The organism is Microbacterium sp. BH-3-3-3 (genome assembly GCF_007679045.1).
GTDB lineage: Bacteria > Actinomycetota > Actinomycetes > Actinomycetales > Microbacteriaceae > Microbacterium > Microbacterium algihabitans.
Genome location: NZ_VEFS01000005.1, coordinates 235,457 through 255,170, shown reverse-complemented (window position 1 = coordinate 255,170; position 19,714 = coordinate 235,457). Strand labels below are relative to the sequence as shown.

16 protein-coding genes are annotated in these 19,714 nt (G+C 71.8%); 7 read left to right on the top strand and 9 right to left on the bottom strand.

The genetic code is table 11. The annotated features are described in order from the left end of the window. Positions 1 to 149: 149 nt before the first annotated feature. Genes FS769_RS14760 through FS769_RS14750 form a run of 3 tightly spaced genes read right to left on the bottom strand, consistent with a single transcriptional unit; the run spans position 150 to position 3,441 of the window. Positions 150 to 1,481: a glycosyltransferase family 2 protein gene (locus tag FS769_RS14760; protein ID WP_260979778.1), complete on the bottom strand. Its 1,332-nt coding sequence runs from the start codon at positions 1,479 to 1,481 to the stop codon at positions 150 to 152. After that, positions 1,478 to 2,476: a glycosyltransferase gene (locus FS769_RS14755; protein ID WP_144834694.1), complete on the bottom strand. Its 999-nt coding sequence runs from the start codon at positions 2,474 to 2,476 to the stop codon at positions 1,478 to 1,480. Before FS769_RS14755 ends, FS769_RS14760 begins: the two co-directional genes overlap by 4 nt. Continuing rightward, the gene (locus FS769_RS14750; RefSeq protein WP_260979779.1) at positions 2,473 to 3,441 is read right to left on the bottom strand and encodes a WcbI family polysaccharide biosynthesis putative acetyltransferase; all 969 of its coding nucleotides are present in this window, start codon (positions 3,439 to 3,441) and stop codon (positions 2,473 to 2,475) included. The genes FS769_RS14755 and FS769_RS14750 overlap by 4 nt, the downstream gene beginning before the upstream one ends. 31 nt (positions 3,442 to 3,472) lie before the next feature. Between FS769_RS14750 and FS769_RS14745 the strand changes: the two genes are divergently transcribed. From FS769_RS14745 to FS769_RS14730, 4 genes are read left to right on the top strand one after another with little or no spacing between them, the layout of a single operon-like run. Continuing rightward, complete coding sequence (locus FS769_RS14745) at positions 3,473 to 4,621, top strand: glycosyltransferase (RefSeq protein ID WP_186325569.1); 1,149 nt, start codon at positions 3,473 to 3,475, stop codon at positions 4,619 to 4,621. After that, positions 4,618 to 5,754 carry a glycosyltransferase gene (locus FS769_RS14740; protein ID WP_186325568.1) on the top strand — a complete coding sequence of 379 codons (1,137 nt, stop codon included), beginning with the start codon at positions 4,618 to 4,620 and terminating at the stop codon, positions 5,752 to 5,754. Before FS769_RS14745 ends, FS769_RS14740 begins: the two co-directional genes overlap by 4 nt. Then, positions 5,748 to 6,755 (top strand): hypothetical protein, encoded by a 1,008-nt coding sequence (locus tag FS769_RS14735; RefSeq protein WP_186325567.1) that lies wholly within the window; start codon positions 5,748 to 5,750, stop codon positions 6,753 to 6,755. Before FS769_RS14740 ends, FS769_RS14735 begins: the two co-directional genes overlap by 7 nt. Next, the gene (locus tag FS769_RS14730; RefSeq protein WP_144834684.1) at positions 6,752 to 7,564 is read left to right on the top strand and encodes a galactosyltransferase-related protein; all 813 of its coding nucleotides are present in this window, start codon (positions 6,752 to 6,754) and stop codon (positions 7,562 to 7,564) included. The genes FS769_RS14735 and FS769_RS14730 overlap by 4 nt, the downstream gene beginning before the upstream one ends. 159 nt (positions 7,565 to 7,723) lie before the next feature. Here the strand turns inward: FS769_RS14730 and FS769_RS14725 are convergent, their stop codons facing one another. From FS769_RS14725 to FS769_RS14710, 4 genes are all read right to left on the bottom strand, one after another. Further along, a complete protein-coding gene (locus FS769_RS14725) occupies positions 7,724 to 9,406 on the bottom strand; it encodes a glycoside hydrolase family 13 protein (protein ID WP_260979777.1) in 1,683 nt (560 codons plus the stop codon). A 26-nt stretch (positions 9,407 to 9,432) separates the two neighbouring features. Beyond that, complete coding sequence (locus tag FS769_RS14720; RefSeq protein WP_144784729.1) at positions 9,433 to 10,254, bottom strand: carbohydrate ABC transporter permease; 822 nt, start codon at positions 10,252 to 10,254, stop codon at positions 9,433 to 9,435. Between the two features lie 110 nt (positions 10,255 to 10,364). Next, on the bottom strand, positions 10,365 to 11,279 hold the full coding sequence (locus FS769_RS14715) for a carbohydrate ABC transporter permease (RefSeq protein WP_144784467.1): 915 nt from the start codon (positions 11,277 to 11,279) through the stop codon (positions 10,365 to 10,367). Next, a complete protein-coding gene (locus FS769_RS14710) occupies positions 11,276 to 12,589 on the bottom strand; it encodes an ABC transporter substrate-binding protein (protein ID WP_144834680.1) in 1,314 nt (437 codons plus the stop codon). Before FS769_RS14710 ends, FS769_RS14715 begins: the two co-directional genes overlap by 4 nt. 144 nt (positions 12,590 to 12,733) lie before the next feature. Here FS769_RS14710 and FS769_RS14705 point away from each other — a divergent pair, with 144 nt between their 5' ends. Together FS769_RS14705 and FS769_RS14700 are read left to right on the top strand one after the other, a co-directional pair. Further along, positions 12,734 to 13,960: an ROK family protein gene (locus tag FS769_RS14705; RefSeq protein WP_144834678.1), complete on the top strand. Its 1,227-nt coding sequence runs from the start codon at positions 12,734 to 12,736 to the stop codon at positions 13,958 to 13,960. Positions 13,961 to 14,060: 100 nt separating this feature from the next. Next, positions 14,061 to 15,347: an alpha-amylase family glycosyl hydrolase gene (locus FS769_RS14700; protein WP_144834676.1), complete on the top strand. Its 1,287-nt coding sequence runs from the start codon at positions 14,061 to 14,063 to the stop codon at positions 15,345 to 15,347. 368 nt (positions 15,348 to 15,715) lie between these two features. On the opposite strand, the gene FS769_RS14695 is transcribed toward FS769_RS14700, so the two are convergent. Both FS769_RS14695 and FS769_RS14690 read right to left on the bottom strand, forming a co-directional pair. Beyond that, the gene (locus tag FS769_RS14695) at positions 15,716 to 16,366 is read right to left on the bottom strand and encodes a response regulator (RefSeq protein ID WP_144834674.1); all 651 of its coding nucleotides are present in this window, start codon (positions 16,364 to 16,366) and stop codon (positions 15,716 to 15,718) included. Next, positions 16,363 to 17,994 carry a sensor histidine kinase gene (locus tag FS769_RS14690; protein WP_186325566.1) on the bottom strand — a complete coding sequence of 544 codons (1,632 nt, stop codon included), beginning with the start codon at positions 17,992 to 17,994 and terminating at the stop codon, positions 16,363 to 16,365. Before FS769_RS14690 ends, FS769_RS14695 begins: the two co-directional genes overlap by 4 nt. A 191-nt stretch (positions 17,995 to 18,185) precedes the next feature. Between FS769_RS14690 and FS769_RS14685 the strand changes: the two genes are divergently transcribed. Beyond that, positions 18,186 to 19,712: a CitMHS family transporter gene (locus FS769_RS14685; protein ID WP_144834673.1), complete on the top strand. Its 1,527-nt coding sequence runs from the start codon at positions 18,186 to 18,188 to the stop codon at positions 19,710 to 19,712. Positions 19,713 to 19,714: the final 2 nt, after the last annotated feature.

The following is a 19,714-nucleotide window of genomic DNA, read 5'->3' as shown; positions in this document are numbered from 1 at the left end:
GCTACTTGAGGGGCTGCGGGGCCTTTCGGCCGCTCCGCTCTCCCCTGTGGGGCGAACAAGTAATAAGTTACGCGGGAACGGCCGACCCGTCGAATCCAGCCACTCCCCGGGCGTGTCGCGCCCCCGGGGCCGCGGTAGGACGCGGGTTCTCAGGCGAAGCGGTCTGCTCCGCCCCATCCCCCGACCCACGCCTCCACGTGGGGCTCCGGCCCCACCGCGTGCGTGCCGTCGACGATGACGGTGCGTACGTGATGCCCGTCACTCGTGTCCCAGCGGCGTCGGCGCTGGAACGCGCGTCGACTGATCGCGTGGCCCAGCGTCGTTCCCTCGGGCGACACCAGTTCCACGGTGCCGACCGACGCGCCACTCAACACGGCGATCGCACGGACCAGAGGCTCGGGGTCGAGCACCACCACCGGTACACGCAGCTTGAGCACGACGCGGACGTCGTCCTCCGCCTCGGCGGACACACGGGGGTCCTGGCTCAGCACCACCGACTCGCGCGCGGCATCCGTCACCACTCGTGCACGGGGGAAGGCGACGAGCAGGGAATCGACGCAGACGAACGCCGCAGCGGTCCCCATCCCCGCGGGTAGGCGCACCTCGAGGTCGGGCGCAGCCGGCAGCAGTCCTCGCGCGGACGACCCGTCCACGGGGATCAGCGATGCGAGACGCAGGGTCTGCTCGTTGCCCGCGCGACGGTGGTCGGCCGATTCCCGGCCGGCCCAATCCGGGCCGTCGTGCCAGGCGATGGCATCCGGCACGTGCGCGAACACCGCGCCGGCCTGCCACGCACGATGCGCCCACTCCCAGTCCTCGCCGCCGTACGACGAGAACGATTCGTCGAAGCCCCCGGACTCGGCGAAGAAGCTCCGCGAACACGCGAGCACCGCGCTGATGACGTAGCGGTAGGAACGGTCGTCGGCGTCGAGCAGGTTTCCGCTGCGCGCATAGGCGTCGCGCAGCCATGCGGGCTCGTCGAGCTCTCGCGCGGGAGCCACCTCCGCGATCGGAGCGTCGAGCGGGGCCTCCGAGAGGTCGGCGTGGCGGCGGCGTCCCACGGTCACCGCTTCGGGGAGCAGTGTCGGCAGGCGCACCATCTTGCGCACGTAGTCGGGCTCGGGTGTCGTGTCGGCGTCGAGGAAGCACAGCACCTCGCCCGTGGCGGCCGCGACCCCGAGGTTGCGGGCCGCCGCGGCGCGGAACCCGCGGTCGTCCTGCCGGACGAGACGGACACCGGCGGGGACGGCGGGCTCGTCGGGGGATCCGTCATCGGCGACGATCACCTCGAGCAGATCGGCCGGATAGTTCTGCGCGCCGAGGGCGAGGAGGGTGCGGGCGAGCTCGGCGGGCTGGTCGTAGTGGGTGACGATGACGCTCACCCGGACCGGCTCGGGCTCGCGGTGCGCGAGCAGATCCCACCGGTTGCCCGGCACCCACGGCATCCGGTCGTTCCATGCGCCGGTCGGCGACTCGCTCACGCGCTCGCCTGCTTCCACCAGTCGAGGTAGGCACGCGCGGCGTCGGCGCGACCGTAGGGCACCCGGTCGAGGCCGTGCCAGGTGGACCCGGGATCGGCGCGCGCGGCCGAGACGGCAGCCGCGAGGGCGTCGGGCTCGACGGGCGACAGGGTCCCGGGCCGCAGGGCGGCCATCTCGTCGACGTAGCGGTTGCGCACGGCGAGAGGGCGGCGACCCCATCCGATCCACGACGCGAGGGATCCGGATGCCGAGACGTGGCGATGCGCGATCACCGGCACCGCGACCCGGCCCACGCGCGTGGCCATGTCGACATCGTCGAGCCACCCCGTGACCTCCACCCGGACTCCGCGATCCGCGGCGCGCCGCTCGAAGGCGGCGAGGTCGTCGGCGTGTCCGTCGGAGGCGCGACCGAGCACGGTGAGGCGCGTCATGCCGGCCTCGACCGCGGCGTCCAGCGCCTCGTCGTGGCCCTTGCCGGGATAGAAGAAGCCCAGGACACCGACCGAATCATCGAGGGGCCCGGCCGAGGTGTCCGAGGGGGAATCGACGGGAAGCGGCACGACCGCGACGGGGCCGTTCCACACCCCCTCTTCACGCAGCAGCTCGCGCTCATGGGCGCTGTTGACGACCACGCCGCGCGCGGCCTCGACCACCGCGCGGTAGAACGCCCGGCGGCGCGGGCGGTTCCGCTCCCCATCGGACTCCTGCGGCACGTCGTGCAGGGTGACGGTGAGCGGGTGGCGGGAAGCGAGGGCCTCGACGGCCCGCGCGGCGTCCTCGGGCGAGGCGCCCCAGAGGCGGTCGGTCACGTGCGCGTGAACGGGCGTCCCGCTCGGCAGTTCGGCGAGAGCATCGGGCGTCACCGTTCGCGTCGACGGCTCCCGTCGCACGACCTCCGCCGCGATCTGCCGGGCGTAGACGGCGACGCCGTGCGGCCCCGGGGGCGCGAGGAGCACGGGCGGGGCGGCATCCGGAACCGAAGACGTCGCGGTCACGCCGCAGCCGCCCAGGTGCGCAGGAGCGGGGTCATGCGCTCGACGACGGCCGCGAGCAGGGCGGGATGCGCGGCGTAGTACGCCGATTGCGCGTCGCGCACGGCCTCCGCGGACATGCGCTCCCCCGCGACGATCCAGTCGAGCTCGGGAGCGTCGTCGAGATCCCACGCGTCGACGACCCACGACTCGAGGGGCGCGCGCACCGACGCGAGGATCGGGCGGCCGGGGTCGACGACCCGGCCCGGGTGGCCGAGCGCGGCCACGATGCGTTCGCCCAGAGGCAGGAACAGCGCGTTGCCAGGGTGGTTCACCGTGCGGGCAAGGTCGGAGACGACGGGCGAGAAGAGGTCGGATGCCGAGACGTCGAGCCCCATCGCCTCGCGGCGGCGCAGTTCGGCGATCGAGGCGTCGGCGATCGCGCGGACGGTGCGCGCCGGAAGTCGCGGGGGCACCGCGATCCCCGCCGCCGCAGCGACCGTGCGCACGTCGTGATACGCCACAATCGGCGGATCTTCGGGGAAATCGGGGAGGCGCAGCACCGCCTGGAAGGGATGCAGGCCGGCGAAGCGCACGGCCGGGACGGTGACCGTGCGGGCCCCGGACGGCAGGGCCGCGCGCAGCTGCGCGGTGCCGAGCGGGAGTCCGCGGTAGTCGTCGCGGATCGGCTGGACCACCAGGAACGCCGCCTCGGCCAGCAATGCGTGCAGGCGTTCCGCGTCGGCCGCGTCGAGTTCGTGCACCGCCGGCACGCGGATCGCCGGCAGCCCGTCGGAGGAGATGACGAGGCGCAGCGACTCCGCCTGGCAGTTGCCCACGACGAGCCCGAAGCCCGCGGGGGGAGCCGCGTCGCCGAAGAAGGCGGCGTAGTGCGCCCGGCGCGCTATCACCGCGTCGCCGTGATCCGCAAGGCTGTGCAGCCCCGGCCTCTCGCCACCCATGATGAGGAACGTATCCGTCGGTGCCATCGTCGTCACAACCGCCCCGTTGCATTGCGATGTGCCTGGTGATGCGGTACGCGCATCCCTACGCACGCAACGCCACGAGGAGGAGAAGATCGTCGCCACCACCGTCCCCCCGGTTCGAGTCGCCGCCGTTCCCTCGGCCCACCCTTACGTCACCGCCGTCGCCGACCCCGCGCACGTGCACCTGCTGGCGGATCCGCCGCCGCCCGGCGCTCCGGCCGGGCAATGGTGGCCGCCCCAGGTGCTGCTGCCGACGTGGCTCGAGCAGCACGCCGCGGAGTTCGACCTCGTGCACGTGCACTTCGGCATCGAGTCGTACCGCCCCGACGAGCTCGCCGACACCGTCGCAACCCTGCGCCGCCTCGGAAAGCCGCTGGTCTACACGGTGCACGACCTCGAGAACCCGCAGTTGAGCGCCCAGGAGGAGCATCGCGCCTCGGTCGCCGTGCTCGCGGAGGCCGCGGACGAGCTCATCACCCTGACCGACACCGCCGCGGAGGAGGTCCGCGCGATCGCGCACCGCTCCCCCACGGTCATCGCGCACCCCACGCTGCTGGGCGAGGCTGAGCGGCCGATGGGCACCGCACACGATCTGACGCGGGTGGGCGTGCATCTGCGCGACCTGCGTCCGAACATCGACGGCGTCGGCACCGTCGCCACCCTCGTGCGTGCGATCGCGGACCTGCGCGCGCAAGATGCGCGCGTCGAGGGCGTCGTGCGGATGAACGAACGCGTCCGCGACGACGAGGCCGCGGCATCCATCGCCCTGCTCGCCGAGAAGTGCGACGGCGTGCGGGTCGAACGCGGTCCGCGGCAGGACGACGACGAGCTCTCGACGTGGCTCGCCGACCTCGACGCGTGCCTGCTTCCCTACCGCCACGGCACCCAGTCGGGCTGGGCGGAACTCTGCTACGACCTGGCCGTTCCCGTGATCGGCACGCGCGTCGGTCACATCGCGGCGCAGCACCCGGGCGACTTCCACACCTTCGGCGTCGGCGATCCGCTCTCGCTCGCCCGCGCTATCGTCGGCGCGACCGATCCCGCGTGGTCGACACCGGGCTCACGGCGTCGCGCCGCCGAGGTCGAGAGGCGCCGGGCCGACCGGCTCACGGAGTGGGCGGCGGTGCGTGCGGCGCACCGCGAGGTCTACCGACGGGCTCTCTCGGCGGAGGTGGCCGCGTGATCCGCGGGCAGCGACCGCTGCGCGTGCTCGTGGTCGCACCCTCGCGCTACGCCCTGCGGCAGCCGCACGCCGGCGGACTCGAAGCGGCCGTCTGGGATCGCGTGCGCTGGCTGCGCTCCCGCGGCCACGACGTGACGCTGTGCGCCGCCGACGGCTCGGACTTCCTGGGCGAGACCGCGGAGTTCCGCCTGCCGACCCCCGAGTGGACACGGCCCGAAGACGCCTCCGACACCGACTACCCCAGCGGCTACGCCGACGCGGTGGACACCGCCTTCGACGCCGCCCGGGACCGCCTCATCGCCGACCGTCACCTGTACGACGTCGTCGACAACCACAGCCTGCACCCCGCTCCCATCCGCTGGAGCCGCGAGGCCGACATCCCGGTCGTCACGACGCTGCACACCCCTCCGCTCGAGCCTCTGCTCGAAGCCGCCGCCGACGTGCGCGACAGCTCGCATCGATTCGTCGCGGTGAGCCAGGCGACGGCGCGGGCGTGGTCGGTCGAAGGGGTCGACGCGTTCGTGTTCCCCAACGGCGTCGACACCGAGCAGTGGACCCGTGGCGCGGGCGGGACCTCGTGGGTCTGGACGGGGCGCGTCGTGCCCGAGAAGGCGCCGCACCTCGCCATCGAGGCCGCCCGCGAAGCCGGAGCGCACATCGTGCTGGCCGGCCGCATCGGCGACGTGGACTACTTCGAGCAGGAGATCGTTCCGCGCCTGGGAGTGCACGCGCGGTACGTGGGACCGCTGCGGCAACCGGATCTCTGCCGCCTGGTCGGCTCGTCGGCCGTCGCCCTGGTCACCCCGATGTGGGAGGAACCGTTCGGTCTGGTGATCGTCGAGGCCCTCGCGACGGGGACCCCCGTCGCGGCGTTCGACATCGGCGGGGTGTCGGAGGTGATCGCCGGGATCCCCGGCGCCATCACCGTCACCGCCGGGGACGTCGTGGCCCTCGCCCAGGCCGCTGCTCGTCTCGCTGCCACCGGTGCACGCGATCCGCTCACCCGCGTGTGGACGCGTCGCGCCACCGTGCGGCAGCACTCGCTCGCGCAGCGCCACCGCGAGGTCGAGCGCGTGCTCGCCCACATCGCGCAGCCGGTACCGGCGCGCCGCGTGCCGGCGGTGTCGTGGTGATCGGCTGGTACGTCCACCACCACGGATTCGGGCACGTCGCCCGCTTCCTCGCCGTCTCACCGCACCTGCACGAGCCCGTCGTGGCGTTCTCGTCGATGCCGCGCCCGGCGGGCCTGTCGCCCGAGGTCGAGTGGATCGAACTGCCCCCGGACGCCGATTCGTTCGAGGACGCGGACGGCACGATCGTCGATCCGCGTCATGCCGAGCCGACCGCCCGCGGACACCTGCACTGGGCCCCGCACGGGCACCCCGGGCATCGCGCCCGCTTGGCGGCGATCGCGGCCACCGCCGATGACCGCGACCTGCGCGTGCTCGTCGTCGATGTGAGCGCCGAGGTCGTGGCCTTCGGGCGCCTGCTCGGACTGCACACCGTCGCGGTGACGCAGCCCGGCGAACGCACGGACCTTCCGCACGCCCTGGCCTACGCCCTGGCCGACCGCATCGTCGCGCCGTGGGCCCACGGCGCCGTCTCGACCACGGGACTCGCGGAGCACGCCGACCGCGTGATGTGGACCGGTGGGATCTCACGGTACGACGGCCGGCCCGACGACGGCGCCCGCGACGAGCGATCCGTGCTGCTGCTGGGTCGAGTGCTCGACGACGACACCCGCGAAGAGGCGACCGACCGCCTGCGCGCCCGCGGGTGGGAGGTCACCGCGATCGGGCACGACGAGGCCTCCCGCATCGACGACCCGTGGCCCCTGCTCACGCGCAGCACCGTCGTGGTCAGCGCGGCGGGCCAGAACAGCGTCGCCGACCTCGCGGCATCCGGATCTCGAGCCGTCGTCATCTCGCAGGACCGACCGTTCGACGAGCAGCACCACACCGCCGACGCCCTCGGCCGATGGGGGCTCGCGCGTCGCGCCGATCAGACCGTCTCGGCCGACGACCTCGTGACCCTCGTCGAGAGCGCCGCCGGCGACGACCCCGACTGGGCGCTCTGGCAGGTCGCGGGAGCCGCCCGGCGCATGGCCTCGGCCATCGAAGCGGTACTGCCGTGAAGACGGCCGTCATCACCGTCGCCTCGGCGGCGCGGCAGGAACACCTCGAACGACAGCGACGCGTGCTGGCGGAGGTGGCGGACGACATCGTACGGGTCGAGGCGTGGCTCGACGAGACGCCCCCGACGCAGGTTCCGGATGCCGACACCCTCACGCTGCACGTGCCGCCGGGGCCGCACGGAATGCGCGTGGGCGAAGGGCGCAACCGCGCCGCCGCACGGGCCCTGGAAGCGGGTGCGGAACTTCTCGTCTTCCTCGACGTGGACTGCCTGCCGGGTCCCGACCTCCTGCCCACGTACCGCGCCGCCGCGGCCGCGCACCCCGACGCGATCCTGGCCGGAGCCGTGACGTACCTGGCGAGCGTGCAACGCCCGGAATCGGCATCCGACCTGCCGTTCCTCGTACGCCCCCACCGGGCGCGACCGGCCCTGCCGTCGGGGTGGACGCGACCCGCGGCCCCGCCGGAGTACGACCTGTTCTGGTCGCTGTCGTTCGCGGTGACACCCGCGACCTGGGCCCGGATCGGCGGCTTCCACGCCGACTACGAGGGCTACGGCGCCGAAGACACCGACCTCGCCTGGACGGCTCGCGACGCCGACGTCGAGATGCACTGGGTGGGCGGGGCCGATGCGTTCCACCAGTGGCATCCGGTGTCGTCTCCCCCGTGGCAGCATCTCGACGACATCCTGCGCAACGGTGCGACGTTCCACCGCCGATGGGGGTCGTGGCCGATGGGCGGATGGCTCGACGCCTTCGCCGCGGCCGGGGCGATCGAGCGCCGCGGCGACGAGTGGGTGCGCACGGCCTGAGGCCTGCGGAGTGTCCACGACACCCGGAGTGCCGGGAGACCCGGACCGGGTGTCGTGGACGCTCAGCGGTGTGTGCGAGGCGCCCGCCGCCCCGCTCCCCACACGGATCGCGGGGCGCGGGACGGGGCGGGAGCCGGGACGCGACGGGCAGTCAGGGCGTCAGGCGCGACGCAGCCAGACCGTCGTCTCGCCCGGCAGCGTGTCGCCGTCGAGCGCGCGGCTCGACACCAGCACCTCGCCGGCGGGCAGGGGTGCCGGCTGGTCGCCGAAGTTGGTCAGCACGGTCCAGCCGTTCGGGCGCTCGAACGCCACGACCTCGTCGCCGGCCGCGTCGACCCACGTGAGCTGCTCGTCGGTCTGCAGTTCGTGCCGCAGACCGAGGGCGCGGCGGTAGAGCGTGAGGGTGGACGCGGGGTCGCCGTCCTGCAGATCGACGGCGTAGGTGGCGAACCAGTCCGGTTGCGGCAGGTGCGCCCCGCCCTCTCCGAACCCGAAAGCGGTTCCCGACTCCGACCAGGGCAACGGCACGCGGCATCCGTCGCGTCCCTGATCGATTCCGCGGCTGCGGAAGAACGTCGGGTCCTGGCGCTGGTCGTCGGGGATCTCGGCCACCTCGTGCAGGCCGAGCTCCTCGCCCTGGTACAGGTACGCGGAGCCGGGCAGGCCCAGCACGAACAGTGCGGCCGCGCGCGCACGGCGCTCGCCTCGCTCGGCGTCGAGGGTCGGCGACTGCCCGCCCGACAGCAGCCACTCGTTGCCGTGCTTGAGCGTCGGCCGGCCGTCGTCGCCGCGCTCGGCGTCGGGAAGGCCGTACCGCGTGGCGTGACGGACGACGTCGTGGTTCGACAGCACCCACGTGGTCGACGACCCCGACGTCGCGGCGAGGACGAGGTTGTCGGCCACGATCGAGCGGAACTGCCGCGCATCGAAGTCGGCCTCGAGCAGGTCGAAGTTGAAGGACTGGCCGAGGCTCTCGGCGCTCGCGTACAGCGGCACGCGCGAGGGGTGCACCCACGCCTCGGCCACGGCGGTGCGCGGCGGGTCGTACGAGTTGAACACCGCGCGCCATTCGGCGTAGACCTCGTGCACGTCGTCGCGGTCGAGCAGCGGGTGGTTCCCATCGATCGGCATCGCGTCGAGCTCGGCCTGCGAGGGCAGGGGCTCGCTGAGGTCTTTGGTGAGCATGTGCGCCACGTCGATGCGGAACCCGTCGACGCCGCGGTCGCTCCAGAACCGCAGGGTCTTCACGAAGTCGGCGCGCACCTCGGGGTTCGACCAGTTCAGATCGGGCTGCGAGACGTCGAAGTTGTGGAAGTACCACTGGCCGTCGGCGACGCGCTCCCACCCGGATCCGCCGAAGACCGACACCCAGTCGGTGGGCGGCTCGGCCCCGTCGGGTCCGGTGCCCTCGCGGAAGATGTAGCGCTCACGGGCGGCCGACCCGCGGTCGGCGGCCAGGGCCTCCTGGAACCAGGCGTGGTCGTTCGAGGTGTGGTTCGGCACGATGTCGACGACGACGCGGATGCCGTGGGCGTGCAGCTGCGCGATGAGCTCGTCCATGTCGGCCAGGGTCCCCAGCCGCGGGTCGACGTCGCGGTAGTCGGCGACGTCGTAGCCGCCGTCGGCGAGGGCCGAGGGGTAGAAGGGGCTGAGCCAGATGGCATCCACCCCCAACTCGGCCAGGTACGGAACGCGCGAGGTGATGCCGGGGATGTCGCCCAGGCCGTCGCCGTTCGTGTCGGCGAAGCTGCGGGGATAGACCTGGTACACGACGGCCTGGCGCCACCAGTCGGGGGCGTCGGAGAGTTCGCGGGCGTGTGCGGACGGTGCTGCGGTGGTCACGGTTGTCCTTTCGAGGGGATGGTCGGTCAGCCCTTGACGGCGCCCTGCGTGACGCCCGCCATCACCCATCGCTGGGTGAACAGATAGGCGACGATCGCGGGGGCCATGGCCATGAGGTACGAGGCGAAGGCGACGTTGTAGTTGTTGGAGAACTGCGTCTGGAACAGGTTCTGACGCACCGGCAGGGTCTGCAAGGCCGGGTCGCTGATGATGAGCGAGGGCATCATGAAGTCGTTCCACGCGTAGAGGAAGGCGAAGATGCCGACCGTCGCGCTCATCGGCGCCAGCAGCGGGAAGATCAGCTGCCAGAACGTCTGCCACGTGGTCGCGCCGTCGATGCGCGCGCTCTCTTCGAGTTCGAGGGGGATCGAGCGCAGGAACGCGGTGAACAGCAGCACGCTGAAGCTGAGCTGGAACATCGTGGCGAGGATGATCACGCCCAACGGGTTGTCGAGCCCGACGCGACCCGTGAGCTGGATCTGCGGCAGCGCCACGACCGGGAACGGGATGAACATCGCCGCGAGCAGGTAGAAGAACGAGTAGCGGAAGAGCTTGCGATCCCAGTTGCGGGCGATCGCGTAGGAGGCGAAGGCCGCGAGGATGATCGTGGCGACGACGGTGCCGGCGGTGACCAGCAGCGAGATCGCCAGGCCCACCGGGAACTTCGTCAGCGTCCACGCCTGGACGAACCCGTCGAAGCTGATCGGCGACGGGAACGAGAAGGCGTTGCCGTCGACGACCTGGGTGCCGCTCTTCAGCGCCATCGAGACGGTGACGTAGAGGGGCAGCAGCACGGTCAGGGCGCACAGCACGAGGATGGTCGTCGTGGGCCAGTTGACGCGCTCCATGCCGACGCGACGCGAGCGGCGGCGCGAGGGCTCGAAGCCAGCAGGCCCCTGACGCTCGGGGAGGGTGAGCTCCGCCTGCTCGACGGCGAGGGCGGGCTGGTTGAGGGCGGTCATGACAGGGTGTTCCTTCCCCGGGTCAGCGAGAGCTGCAGGAGTGAGATGACGACGGCGACCACGAAGAAGAGCGCGGCGTTGGCCATCTGGTAGGCGTAGTCGCCTCCGTTGAATCCCAAGATGATCGACATCGCGACGCTGCGGGTCGCGGTGCCGGGGCCACCGCCGGTGAGACCGACGATGATGTCGTACGCGTTCAAGAAGCCCTTGAAGCCGAGGATGACGTTGATCACGACGTACCCGGCCACCAGCGGCAGCGTGATGCGCAGCAGCTGCTGGGTCTTGCTCGCCCCGTCGAGGCCGGCGGCCTCGTACACGTCGCCGGGCACCGCCAGCAGACCCGCGATGTAGATCAGGAGCGTGCCGGGGATGGCCTGCCACGCGGTGACGATCACGATCGCGACCCATGCGAGGTCGGGGTTGGCGAGCAGGCTCGTCTCGAGCCACGGGATGCCGAGGGCCGCCCCCGCCTCGGGCACCGAGTTGCTGAACAGGAAGTTGAAGACGTAGGCGATGATGATGCCCGAGATCACCATCGGGATGACGAAGACCGTGCGCAGCGCCTTCTTGAAGCGGATCTGCGCGGTCAGCCCGACCGCGAGCAGGAACGCCGCGACGTTGACGACGATCACGGTCGCGACCGAGAAGCCGAACGTGAACAGATACGCCTGCAGGATGGCCGGGTCGCTGAAGATCGCGATGTAGTTGGTGAGCCCGGTGAAGTTCCACTCCCCCAGGCCGATCGAGTCGGTGAAGCTGAAAAAGATGCCGATGAGACCCGGAACCGTGATCGCGAGCGTGAACAGCACGAGCGTCGGCAGCAGGAACAGGTAGTAGATCGGCTCGACCCGACGGGAGCTGCGACGCGCTGTCGCCTTGCCTCCCGTGACGATCGTGGTGGTGGTGGTCATCGCGCGGCCTCCTCGCCAGCGGCATCGTTCGTCGAGGCCGGGGGCTGGCGGAACGCCAGGCGCGACCAGTCCTCGTCCATCGTGCGCAGGGTGGCCTCGGGCGAGGCGCCGAAGATCATCGCCTGGGCGTAGTTGAAGGTCGGGATCGTCTTGGGCACCAGGACGGAGGCGCCCTGGTAGATGCGCCCCTCGTCGTAGTACGGGATCATCCCGGCCACTCGCGGGTCGCTCGGCGAGGGGGCGTCCGTGGTGGGGGCGAACCCGAGCTGCGACTCGTTGTACGCCTCGATGATCTCGGGTTGGTAGAGGTACTCGAGGAAGTCACGGGCGGCGTCTTGATGGCGGGAGGCCTCGGGGATGATCGCCGCGAGGTCCATGTTGACGCGCACCTTGAGGTCGGCCGGGTCGTCGGTCATGGGCAGCGGGAACGTCCCGACGGGCAGGTCGGGCGCCGTCTTGGCGATCTCGCCGAGCGCCCACGGTCCCTGCAGGTACATACCCGCCTCGCCCTGGGCGAAGGCGAGGTTGCCGTCGCCGTAGGCCCGGCTCTCGGCATCCGGATTCGTGTAGTTCTGCGCCAGCTCGAGCATGCGGTTCATGGGCTCGGTGAAGTCCTTCGCGAACGACACCGGCGAGTCAGGCCCGACCTGCGCGCCCTCGCCGGCGAGGCCGTCGAAGAAGTCGATGACGTCGAGCGAGCCGCCCACGGAGTAGTCGTACCAGCCCTGCGCGACGGTCCAGTCGTCTTTGAAGGTGCCGTAGAACGGGGTCACGCCGTTCTGCTTGAGGGTCTCGGCGACCTGGATGAGCTCGTCGTAGGTGGTGGGCACCTGGAGCCCGAGCTGGTCGAAGATCTGCGTGTTGTAGATGACGGATGCCGCCATCACCGAGTACGGCAGGGCGCTGGTACGACCCGCGCACGAGCCGTACTGGTCCATGAGCGGCTGCAGGTCTTCGCGCACGCTCGCGGCGGCCGCGGTGCCGCTGAGATCGCTGAGCGCGCAGCGCTGGACGAAGCGGGCGACCTCGTAGTTGTAGTTGGCGAGCATGATGTCGGGCGGGTTGCCGCGGACGAAGCTCGCCGACACGACGTCGACACCCGAGCTGTCCATCTCGACGCGCACCTCGTCCTGAGAGGCGTTGTACTGCGCGACGACGTCGTTCATGAACGACAGCGCCTCGCGCTTGCTGAAGGTGAAGCGGATGGTCTCGCGCCCGTCGGCCGAGCAGCCCGCGAGCAGACTCGCCCCGAGCACCCCCACCGCGGTCGCCGCGAGCCATCGTCGCCCGGCTCTGGTCTTCGTCGACACCTGGTTTCCTCCTCCGCCGCACTGCGAATATGTTGTATCAGCGACTAAATCTAGTCGCCAAATCAATGTCGTGGAGGCAGTATTGCATCGGGACGCAGACCGGTCAAGAGCACCGGGCGCGACGCGACAGAGGGGCGGATGCCGATGGACGCCGTGACCGCCACGCCCTCGCTGCGTCGGCACAGCCTCGACGCCGTGCTGCGCCACGCGTGGGATGTCGACGCCTTCACCGCGAGCGATGTGATCGCGACCGTCGGGGTGACCCGGTCGACGGCGATCGACGTGCTCGACGAGCTGACGGCCCGACGACTGCTGGCCGAGATGCCGAACGCCCGCGCCGTCGGGGAGTACTCCAAGGGCCGGCCCGCGCGACGCTTCGCCTTCCAGCCCGGCTCCGGCGTTGTCGTCGGCGTCGACGCCGGTCGCGGGCACGTGACCGCCACCGTGGCCGACCTGCGCGGCGCGACGCTCGCGACCTCCCGCCTGGCCGTCGACCCCGAACGCGACTCCCCCGATCGACGCCGACGCGCCGCCGAGACGATCGTCGACGCGACCCTCACGCGCGCGCGACGCGAGAGGAGCGACATCGTCGCGATGTGCGTCGGGGTGCCCGCCCCCGTCGACCGTCACGGACGCTCGCCCGTGCACCACGACCGGTTCTGGGAGCGCATGAACCCCGGCTTCGTCGACACGTTCCAGGCCTGGTCGCCGGTCGTCCGCGTGGAGAACGACGCCTCTCTCGCCGCCGTGGCCGAGCGCGCACGGGGAGCCGCCGTCGGCTGCGACGACTTCGTCGCCCTGCTCGCCGGGGAGCGCTTCGGCGCCGGCGTCCACCTCGACGGCCGCCTTCTGCGCGGAAAACACGGCGGTGCGGGTGAGACCGTCGCCTTCGACCGTGTCGAGGGCGTGGGCAGCGCCGAGGGGCTCGCGCCCCGCTGCGTCGACGCGGCGCGGGCGGCGCTCGCCGACGGCAGCCTTCCGGCCGACAGCGCGCTGCGCGGGATCGACCCCGAGTCCCTCGACGCCAAGACCGTGCTCGACCTCGCCGCTGCGGGGGACGCCGGGGCGCTCGCCATCGCCCGTCGGGTGGGTGGGGCGCTGGCCGGCGTGGTCGGCATCTTCGGCAGCCTGTTCGACGTCGACCGCGTGATCGTCTCGGGAGCGATCGCCGCGGGCGCGGGCCCCATCATCGACGCCGCGATCGCCGCCCTTCCGCGAGCTCTCGACCTGCCCGCCCCCGAGATCGTCGCCTCGGCCCTCGGCGCCGACATCGTCTCGATCGGCGCCGTCGCTGCCGCCGTCGAGGCGGCGCGCGAGAACGCCCTCGATCTGCCCGTCTTCGCGCTGCCCGAGGATCGCGTGCGGGCCTGAGTCACGGCATCCGGAACGACAGGACAACCCCCGCGGCGCGGATCGCGCGGACGGATAGCGTCGAGGGGTCCGGTCCGATCCCCGGGCAGGTGGAGACCTCATGCCTTCGTGGCCCGAACACGTCATGTGGTGGCACGTCTACCCGCTCGGCTTCGTCGGCGCACCGATCCGCGACGGCGAGGGGCCGGATGCCGAGATCGTGCACCGTCTGGGCCTGCTCGACCCCTGGCTGGACCACGTCATCGAGCTCGGCCTGAACGGGCTCCTGCTCGGCCCGGTGTTCGCGTCGGAGACCCACGGCTACGACACTGTCGACCACCTGCGCATCGACCCGCGACTCGGCGACGACGGCGATCTCGACCGGTTGCTCGCGGGGGCTCGGGAGCGCGGCATCCGCGTGTTGTTCGACGGGGTTTTCAACCACGTCGGGCGCGCGCACCCCGCGTTCCGGACCGCGACCGAGGACGGTCCGCAGCTGTTCCGCGGGCGGTGGGTCGACGGACGGTTCGAGGCCGAGGTGTTCGAGGGGCACGGCGCGCTCGTCGCCCTCGACCACTCGTCGCCGGCGGTCGCCGACCTCGTGGTCGACGTGATGTGCCACTGGCTCGAGCGCGGGATCGACGGGTGGAGACTGGATGCCGCGTACGCGGTGCCGCCGGAGTTCTGGGCCGCGGTGCTTCCGCGGGTGCGCGAGAGGTTCCCCGAGGCGTGGTTCGTCGGCGAGGTCATCCACGGGGACGGCCCCGCGATCGTGCGCGCCTCGACGATGGACTCGCTGACTCAGTACGAGCTGTGGCAGGGCATCTGGCACGGCATCGCCGACGGAAACCTCTTCGAACTGAGTCACGCGATCGAGCGGCACGACGAACTGCTCGCCACCTTCGCGCCGCAGACGTTCGTCGGCAACCACGACGTCACCCGCATCGCCTCGGCCATCGGATCCGATCTCGTGCCGCACGCCCTCGCCGTGCTCTTCACTGTCGCGGGGACCCCGTCGGTCTACGCCGGCGACGAGTTCGGGTGGACCGGGGTGAAGGAGGAGCGCGAGGGCGGCGACGACGCGGTGCGGCCGGAGTTTCCGGCATCGGCCGCGGAGGTCGGCGAGGTAGACGAGCGGATCCTCGAGACGCACCGCGCGCTCATCGCGCTGCGCCGCCGCAAGCCGTGGCTCTGGCGCGCGCACACCGACGTGGTGGAGGTCGCCAACGCCGCGATCGTGCTGCGCACCGCGGTCGGCGACGACGCGGTCGTGGTGGCGCTGAACATCGGCGACGAGGCGGTGTCGGTGCCGGCCGCCGACGCGCACACGGTCGTCACCGGTGACGGCACTCTCGCCGACGGGCGGGTCGAGCTCGGCCCGCGCGGGTGGGCGGTGCTCGAGGGCTGAGTCCCTGCGCTGACAGCAAGGTCCCTGAGTCGACAGCGAGGTCCCTGAGCCGACAGCGAGGTCCCTGAGCCGACAGCGAGGTCCCTGAGCCTGTCGAAGGGACCGGGACCCGCAGACGACCGCGGACGCTTCGACAGGCTCAGCGACCGCTCACCGGGACCGGGACCCGCAGACGACCGCGGACGCTTCGACAGGCTCAGCGACCGCGCGCCGGGACCGGGACCCGCAGACGACCACGGACGCTTCGACAGGCTCAGCGACCGCGCTTCGACAGGCTCAGCGACCGCCCACCGGGACCGGGACCCGCAGACGACCGCGGACGCTTCGACAGGCTCAGCGACCGCGCTTCGACAGGCTCAGCGACCGCGTCAGGCGCCGGCGCGGAAGCGGTGCTCGGGGCGACCGGTGCTGCCGTACCGCAGGCTCACCTGCACGAGCCCGCGTTCGGCGAGCGCCGTGAGGTGGCGCTGCGCCGTCGCACGCGAGACCCCGATGCGCTCGGCCACCTCGGTCGCCGACGCCTCGTCGGCGCCGAGCGCGGCGAGCACGGTCTGCTCGGTCGCCGACCGCGCGAGCGAGGGTCCGTCGCGCTCGCCCCGCATCGCGGCGGCTGCCCGATCGATGTCATCCTGCGAGAGCGGGCGCGGGCTCGACAGCAGATTGCGGTAGCGCGCGAAGCGGTCGAGGCGCTCGGCGAGCACGCGCGTGTCGAACGGCTTGACGAGATAGGCCAGCGCACCGGCCGAGAACGCGCGGCGCACGGTCGAGGCATCCGTCGCCGCCGACAGCACGAACGCGTCGACGTCGAGCGAGCGCACGAGTTCGATGCCGTCGCCGTCGGGCAGGTACACGTCGGCCAGCACGAGGTCGGGCGCGTGCGCGGCCACCGCGGCGCGAGCCTCGCCGACCGTGCGCGCCGGTTCGAGCGCGACGAAGCCCGGCCGCGCCGCCACCGCATCGCGGTGGAGCCCCGCCACGCGGAAGTCGTCGTCGACGACCAGAACCCGGATGCCGTTCACTCGCTGATTCCCTCTCGCTCGCTCGTCCCGCCCCGCACGCCCGGCAGTCTTGCCGCAACCACCGCGCCGTGATCACCGCACCCGGCGTCGACCACCCACACCTCGCCGCCCCGGCGTCGGGCGAACTCGCGCGAGAGCGGGAGTCCGATGCCCAGTCCGTGCACGGCATCGGGATCGTCTCCGCGCTCGCGCGGCGCGAAGATCGCCTCGACGTCGGCGATGCCCGGTCCCGTGTCGGCCACCGTCAGCACGACCGCGTCGGCGTCGTCGAGCACGCTCACCTCGACCCCACGGGGTTCGGGAGCGGATGCCGCCGCCGTCACGGCGTTGTCGATGAGGTTGCCGAGCACGGCGACCACATCTTCGACGTCGTCGATGGGCGCGCTCGAGAACGTGTCGTCAGCCACGCGCAGGGCGACCCCGCGTTCGCGCGCCGACAGCGCCTTGGCACCGAGGAACGACTGCAGCATGGGGTCGCCGACGAGCTCGATGCCGGGCACGGCCCAGTCCACCGATCCGCGGTCGACGAGATCGGCGAGGAACGCGCGTGCTTCGTCGATGCGTCCGGCGTCGAGAAGGCCCACCGCGGCGTGCAGGCGGTTGGCGTTCTCGTGGCGCTGCACGCGCAGGGCATCGCCCATGGCGCGCACGCTGTCGAGACGGCCGGACAGGGCGATGACGTCGGTGCGGTCGCGCAGCGTCGCCACCCGGCCGAGTGTCCGCGTGCCGCGGCGCACCGGACGCACGTCGAGGAAGACCACGCGATCTCCCAGCGGGAGCCCGCTCGACGCACCCGGTGCCGACAGGGCGGCGACGACGGCGGGCGGGAGCCCGAGCTCGTCGAGGCGGTGGCCGACGGCATCCGTGATCCCGAGAAGCCGCTCGGCGGAGGGCGTGCACACCCGCACGACACCGGCGTCGTCGAGGGCGAGCACTCCCTCGTCGGCGCTCTCGAGCACGGCGGTCTGCGTCTGCACGAGCGAGACGAGTTCTTCGGGCTGGACGCCCAGGGTCAGTCGCTCGAGCCGTCGGCGCATGAGCAGGGCGACCACCGCCCCGATCGCCACGGCGAGCGCCACGGCCACCGCGATCCCGCCGATGAGGGCAGGGAGGTCGTCGAACACGCTCGCGCGCTCGAAGCCGACGCTCACCTCGCCCACGGGCGCTCCCCCGCCGGGCGGATAGACCGGCACCTTGGCGCGGGCCGATTCGCCCAGCGTTCCCGTCTCCCACGTCACGACCTCGCGCCCGGCGAGAGCGTCGGCGAAGCTCGTGCTGACCACCTCGCCCAAGCGATTCGGATCGGGATGGGCGAGGCGGATGCCGTGGTCGTCGGTGATCACGACGAACAGGCCCTGCGTGCGGGCGGTCACATCGGCCGCGTACTGCTGCAGCGCGCCGCCGCGGAGGTCCGCGGCATCCGGAGTCCCGGGATCGGCCGAGTACTGCGCCACGCGCTCGCGCACCTCGGGCGCCTCGGCCACGGAGCGGGCGATGTTGAGGGCGGAGGAATCGGCCTCGGCCTTGAGCTGCTGCACGCCGAGCCAGGCGAAGACGGCGGTGCAGACGACAACGACCACGAGCTGGGTGGCGATCTGCACGAGGAGCATCCGCGTGGCGAACCGCATGCGCACCTCCTCGCTCGTCGTCTTCGGCGCACGGGGCGGCGCGCACGGCTCTGTGCGCGAAATGCGCAGAACACACGGTACGCGCATAACGCCCCGCAATGCGAGCAAGCGCGCGGCCGAGCACCCCGCGTCCGTAGTGTCACCGAATCGACGGCGCGCCCCGTGCCGGCATCCACGACGAAGGAGTCGCGATGACCCCCCTGATCCTTGCGGCCGAAGCCGAAGAGTACGCGGTGGCCTACACGCCCGCCGACGGAGTGCTCGTCGCCCTCGGCTTCCTCATGGTCCTGTCGTTCATGGCGCTGATCATGACGCGGCGCATGACCCCGATGGTCGCCCTGATCATCGTCCCCACTGTGTTCGGCCTGATCGCGGGCGCCGGCTTCGGCCTGGGCGACATGGTGATCGACGCGATCGGCAAGATGGCCCCCACGGCGGCCCTGCTGCTGTTCGCCATCATGTACTTCGGCATCATGATCGACGTCGGACTGTTCGACCCGCTCATCCGCGTCATCACGCGCTTCTTGGGCGACGACCCGGCCAAGATCGTGCTCGGCACGGCGATCCTCGCCGGCGCGGTCTCGCTCGACGGCGACGGCTCGACCACCTTCATCATCACCACCTCGGCGATGCTCCCGCTCTACCTGCGCCTGGGCATGAGCCCCGTCGTGCTCACCTGCGTCGCGGGCCTCATGAACGGCACGCTGAACATCGTGCCGTGGGGTGGCCCGACCGTTCGCGCCGCCACCGCCCTCGGCCTGCAGCCCACCGACGTCTTCGTGCCGATGATCCCCTCGCTGCTCGCGGGCCTGGTCGTCTCTCTCGCCTTCGCCTGGTTCCTCGGCCTGTCGGAGCGCAAGCGCCTCGCCGGCTCGATCGACACCGCCAAGATCGACGGCCCGGGAGGCTTCGGTCGCCTCGGCGCCCCGAAGATCTTCCGCGGAGCCGAGCACAAGCCCGGCGCCCTCGCGTCGCTGCGCACCGGCAACATCGTCACCGTCCGCGGTGGCGGGGCCGCCGTCGCCGCCCCGCAGCTCGTCGAGGCCGCCGACACGGCGATGGCCGACACGATGCTCGACCCCAACCGCGCGACCCTGCGACCCAAGCTCATCTGGTTCAACCTCGCATTGACCATCGCGGTCATGGTGCTGCTGGTGCTCGACCTGTTCCCCCTGGCCTTCGTGTTCATGGTCGGCGCCGCGATCGCGCTCGTGATCAACTTCCCGAAGCTGCGCTCGCAGGCCGACGAGATCGTCGCCCACGCACCCAGCATCGTCGGGGTCGTGTCGATGGTGCTCGCGGCCGGCGTGCTGGTCGGCGTGCTCAACGGCACGGGCATGGTCACCGCCATGGCCGACTGGATCACCCAGGTCATCCCCGCGTCGATGGGGCCGTTCCTCGCCGTCATCACGGGTGTGCTGTCGATCCCGTTCACGTTCTTCATGTCGAATGACGCGTTCTACTTCGGCATCCTCCCGGTGCTGGCCGAGAGCGCGGCGAACTACGGCATCGCCCCGGTCGAGATGGCCCGCGCCTCGATCACCGGTCAGCCGGTGCACCTGCAGAGCCCGCTGGTCCCCGCGATCCTGCTGCTCGTCTCGCTCGCCGGGGTCAACCTCGGCGACCACCACAAGAAGGTGCTGTGGCGCGCGACCGTCGTCTCGCTGGTGATGCTCGCGGTCGGCGTGCTCGTCGGCGCGGTGCCTCTGCTGGGCTGAGG

What these genes read in the sequence shown, in the direction of transcription:
- FS769_RS14750 (WP_260979779.1), bottom strand. Translation starts at nt 3,441, where the DNA reads ATGGCACCGACGGATACGTTCCTCATCATGGGTGGCGAGAGGCCGGGG.
- FS769_RS14720 (WP_144784729.1), bottom strand. Translation starts at nt 10,254, where the DNA reads ATGGAGCGCGTCAACTGGCCCACGACGACCATCCTCGTGCTGTGCGCC.
- FS769_RS14715 (WP_144784467.1), bottom strand. Translation starts at nt 11,279, where the DNA reads ATGACCACCACCACCACGATCGTCACGGGAGGCAAGGCGACAGCGCGT.
- FS769_RS14705 (WP_144834678.1), top strand. Translation starts at nt 12,734, where the DNA reads ATGGACGCCGTGACCGCCACGCCCTCGCTGCGTCGGCACAGCCTCGAC.
- FS769_RS14700 (WP_144834676.1), top strand. Translation starts at nt 14,061, where the DNA reads ATGCCTTCGTGGCCCGAACACGTCATGTGGTGGCACGTCTACCCGCTC.
- FS769_RS14690 (WP_186325566.1), bottom strand. Translation starts at nt 17,994, where the DNA reads ATGCGGTTCGCCACGCGGATGCTCCTCGTGCAGATCGCCACCCAGCTC.
- FS769_RS14685 (WP_144834673.1), top strand. Translation starts at nt 18,186, where the DNA reads ATGACCCCCCTGATCCTTGCGGCCGAAGCCGAAGAGTACGCGGTGGCC.